This window comes from Sphingobium xenophagum NBRC 107872 (assembly GCF_000367345.1).
Lineage (GTDB): Bacteria > Pseudomonadota > Alphaproteobacteria > Sphingomonadales > Sphingomonadaceae > Sphingobium > Sphingobium xenophagum.
Window position 1 is genome coordinate 1 of the sequence record NZ_BARE01000104.1, and the last position, 4,025, is coordinate 4,025.

Here is a 4,025-nt window from a genome sequence, read left to right on the forward strand (position 1 = left end):
GGACGGTCTCCCCGCGAAGGCCTTGCCGGTGGAGGCCACCAACGAGCGAGCAGTCTCAAACGCGGTCGGTGCTATAATCGACGATTTTGGTTCGATCGACATCCTCGTCAACAACGTTGGTGGCTTGATTACCAGGGCAACGTTGAACAAGCTGGACCTCTCAACTTGGCGTCAGATCCTGTCAGTGAACCTCGACAGCCTCTACCTCTTTACTCACCATGCTGCTGCGCACCTTCCTAATGGCCGGGGACGAGTCATCAACATCGCTTCCCTAGCAGGGCACACGGGCGGCCACCCCGGAGCACTCGCCTACGCCACCTCCAAAGCTGCGGTGTTCGGGTTCACGCGCGCCCTAGCGACGGAGCTTGGGCCACAGGGGATCACGGTCAACGCGATCGCGCCAGGCTTTATCGAGGACACGCCCTTCCACGACACCTTCACAACCGCTGAGGCGAAGGTGCGGACCATTCAAGGCATCCCTGTTGGCCGTGCCGGTGCGCCCCATGATGTAGCCGGTGCGGCGTTGTGGCTAGCTTCGAGCTACGCCAGCTATGTCAGCGGCGCCGTGATCGACGTCAACGGCGCGCAGTACTTCCACTAAATGATAGGAACCTGCATTACCTATCCGGACGTATTGAAGGCCCTTGCGGGAGCCCGCCACATGTCGACAGGGTGTTGTCAGACTAACCGACATTCTGGTTGTTCTTATTGAGAGGCCACGTTGGCGCGATCCATCCGCGCTCGCACAGTGGAACATCAGCAGATTGCATCAGGAACATAGAAGCAAGACCGCCGCTGCCCATAGGACCAAGAACCAAAGCGGTAAATGGCGGTGCATTCATCTGACAGTACCCGAGAGAATAATAGAGCGGAGAATTTGCACCTGCCGATCCGGGCAAGCGAAAGAAAGATGCAGAGGTTCAAGTCACTAGCCTCTGCCCAAAGATTACTCTCCACACACGCAGCCGTCTACAACACCTTCATACTCAACGGCACCTCACCTCACGATCAACACTGCGAACGTTCCGTGCCTGCCTGACTGCCCGGTCCACAACGGTGGCTGCAGCTTAAGCCGGCCTCACTCGGTCCATCTGTCTACCCCTCACATTAATAACTCGACAACACTCAAGCAGGGCAAATTGGGCGATGGCGTCCACCTCTCACCCCTAGTGGACCACACCATCAGAGGCACACTTCACTGCTCCATAACACCCAGCAATTTCGAGCGCGCGACTAACTGCCGCCGATCGCCCGCTTCCAATTTTGAGAAGAGATTTTTTAGATGCCATTTGACGGTGCCGTCACCAATCTCAAGGGCACGGGCGATCTCCTTGTTAGAGAGGCCTCGGCCAACCAGGGTTAGAACTTCAGCCTCTCTGGCGGTGAGCAAAGAGAACTTGCTGCTCGTCTCCGCTACCCGCGCCGGGTCGGCATGGACAGATGGACGGGTCGCGAAGACTTGATCCGAGGGCTGTTCGTCGATCGCCCGCCACAGCGCGCGTTGCAAGAGGAGCTTTGAATGTCGCACCAATCGCTTGAGCCCCAACGTATTCGCTAGGCTGATTGCATGTCGGGCGTCCGAGACCACCTCCCCGGAGTGATCGTAGATCGCTGCGGCCCGCAATATCCGCGCCTCAAGCTCGACTCGCCGAAGTCCACTCGTGCTCGCGATCTCGATGAGTGCCTCACATATTTGCGCCGCATCGGCAGGCCTTCCCTGGGTCTTTGCGATGTAGGCCTCCGCGAGTAGCAACGGCGATCGGACCCGTGATCCGTTTAGGCTGTTCGCAGGGAGTGATGCGTCTACACGGTGGCGAAGGTCGGCAACGAGCGTTTCGCAGGTCCTGCCGCGGCCGGCCCGCGCCTGAAACCCTGCGAGTTCCGCGATCGCTAAGGCCTCAATGCGGAGCAGTCCAGAATGCCTGACCACCTTGATGAGTTGCTCGAGGAGGTCGAGGGCGCGGTTGGCTTGGCCTTCGCTTTCCGCAAGCGTAGACGCAGCGAGGTACCCCATCCACGGGGAGTCCGTTAACGAGGGGCGGTCAAGCAAATCCATCCGATTGGCGAGTAGGTCTTTTAATAGATCGAACTGGTCGCACTCCGCCGCCGCTGCGGCGGCAGTAATCGCAGCAAGCATTGCTGGAGCGCTTCTGCGACCCTCGATCACTTCGAAGTGCGAGAGGGCCGGGCCGATCAACTGGAGGGCAAGCATCGGTTGGCCACCTTCTAAGTGCACGATTGCAGCTAGATGGAGGGCTGCGCACTGCGAGAACGGCGCTTCGCTCAGAAGCGGCAGGTCTGTGTCTACGGATGTCGGAGCGCGACTACCGCGCCTGTAGCCGAGACGGTCCAGCCACGCCTTCAAGTTCTCGTACCCAAGACGGATCGCCGGCCCTCCCCAAATCGGCCCGTCCCACCATTCCTCTAGCGCGCTCGCTGCCTCGTCCGGATCGTCCGCGTGGCATGCCTTCAGCGCACGCACGAAGGCAGCCGCGAACCTCATGTTACGGCGGGAGGACTGCGAAAGGTCCTCCAGTCCGTCGCTGCCGGCCACACGTCCGATTACTTCGTGCAACGCGAATGGGATGCGCAGATAACGGCGGCTGGCGATCTGCTCGGGCGAAAGCCGACCGACCCACTTCTCGAGGGCCTCGAACCGGCCATGCGCAATCATTGAATCCGCGCATTTCTCCATGAGGTTTAGGGCCAGTTCGCTCGCTCCCGCGATCCACGCGTGCTCGGCCGCATCTTCCAGCTCCCCATGTTTCGCGAGCCATTCGGCCGCCTTGATGTTGATCCTGACCCTGCGCGCCGCCGGAAGCTTGGTGATATCAAGCTCGAGACGATCACGAACGAGCGGGTGGAGCCGAAACCAGCCTTCTTCCTCATCCTCGACGAATAGCGGCGTTGAACTGAGGAGCCGGTTGAAAAGTTTCAGCCTGTCGGCCCCCGCTACTGCTTCGCACAGGCTGGGGTGAAGCCGCCTCAGGAGACTGATGTCCCGTAGAAAAGGTCCGATCGAATTTCCAAGGCGGGAGACCACTGTGCCGATAAGGTATTCGCCGACGCTTCTGGAGGTTTCGGCGATAAGAGATCTCGTCAGGTGATGATTGCCGGAACGAAGGATTGTGCTGTTGCTCGCGACGGCCCTAGAGCTTTGAAGTGCCGCGCAGAACAGTTCGAGGCCCATCGGCCAGCCGCCAATCTGCTCATGTATCTGTATCGTCGCTTCCGAGCCGAGTCTCGGCGGCAGCTTCCGGGACAGATATTCCTCTGTTTCCCCCAAGCTGAACTTCATAAGGTTCTGGCTCAAAACGACGGCACGCCCATAACCCTGCAGTTCCGCAATCCATGGGAGCGACGCGGCAGAACGGGCCCCTAGGAAGATCCTGCCGTTCAATGGCACGTTCGTCACCAAGTATCGGAGAAGATGCGCCGCGTCCCGATCGACGACCCGGTCGAAGTTGTCCAGCACCAAGTGCAGCGGTCTCGCGAAACTCAACCATTCTTCGAGCAGGCCTTCAGCCGCCTCTAGCATACGCTGCGGACTGGTCTCGCCAGGGAGGTTTTTCAGGCCACTCGACCTCCCCGTTGCACGGCAAATCGATCTGGAGAGGCCCTGAATGATGTCGTTGACATCATCTCGTTCGTCGATGTTGAGCCAGGCCACTGAAGCACCCTGGAGGCTCGCGAGCTTACGCCACTGTCCGAGGAGCACGGTCTTGCCATATCCTGCCGGTGCCTCCGCAATGATGACCGGGATTTCGCTCCACGTGAGAAACGGAGTGTTGAGGCGAGTGCGTGTAAGGAAGTCTTTGCGTAACCGGGGAGGAGAGGACTTCCAGGCTGTGGGGCCGCTCAGACTGAAGGGGCCATCCGGGGCGTGCTCGAGCCGAGATGCGTCAGCGCGCAGATGCAGTCGAGTTCCGTGGGCCATGCTCCGCTCCTCGCCGATCCGTGTCCCCCCTTCCTCAGAAGTTCGGTCCGTGCTTTAGCGCGGGTTACCATGTCGCATCACAACACTC

Annotated in this window: 3 protein-coding genes; 2 read left to right on the top strand and 1 reads right to left on the bottom strand. The window is 59.9% G+C overall.

Features of this window, described 5'->3' with window-relative positions; all coding sequences use genetic code 11:
• Together SX1_RS21860 and SX1_RS24045 are read left to right on the top strand one after the other, a co-directional pair.
• On the top strand, window positions 1-601 hold a 601-nt coding region (locus tag SX1_RS21860; protein ID WP_019054814.1), incomplete at its 5' end, for an SDR family NAD(P)-dependent oxidoreductase.
• A 225-nt stretch (window positions 602-826) separates the two neighbouring features.
• On the top strand, window positions 827-1,039 hold the full coding sequence (locus tag SX1_RS24045) for a DDE-type integrase/transposase/recombinase (protein WP_370670746.1): 213 nt from the start codon (window positions 827-829) through the stop codon (window positions 1,037-1,039).
• A 156-nt stretch (window positions 1,040-1,195) separates the two neighbouring features.
• Here the strand turns inward: SX1_RS24045 and SX1_RS25030 are convergent, their stop codons facing one another.
• Window positions 1,196-3,937 carry a LuxR C-terminal-related transcriptional regulator gene (locus SX1_RS25030; RefSeq protein ID WP_026150045.1) on the bottom strand — a complete coding sequence of 914 codons (2,742 nt, stop codon included), beginning with the start codon at window positions 3,935-3,937 and terminating at the stop codon, window positions 1,196-1,198.
• Window positions 3,938-4,025 lie beyond the last annotated feature (88 nt).

Bases quoted from the DNA above. Each gene is read 5' to 3' on its own strand.
- SX1_RS24045 (WP_370670746.1), top strand. From the start codon at position 827: ATGGCGGTGCATTCATCTGACAGTACCCGAGAGAATAATAGAGCGGAG.
- SX1_RS25030 (WP_026150045.1), bottom strand. From the start codon at position 3,937: ATGGCCCACGGAACTCGACTGCATCTGCGCGCTGACGCATCTCGGCTC.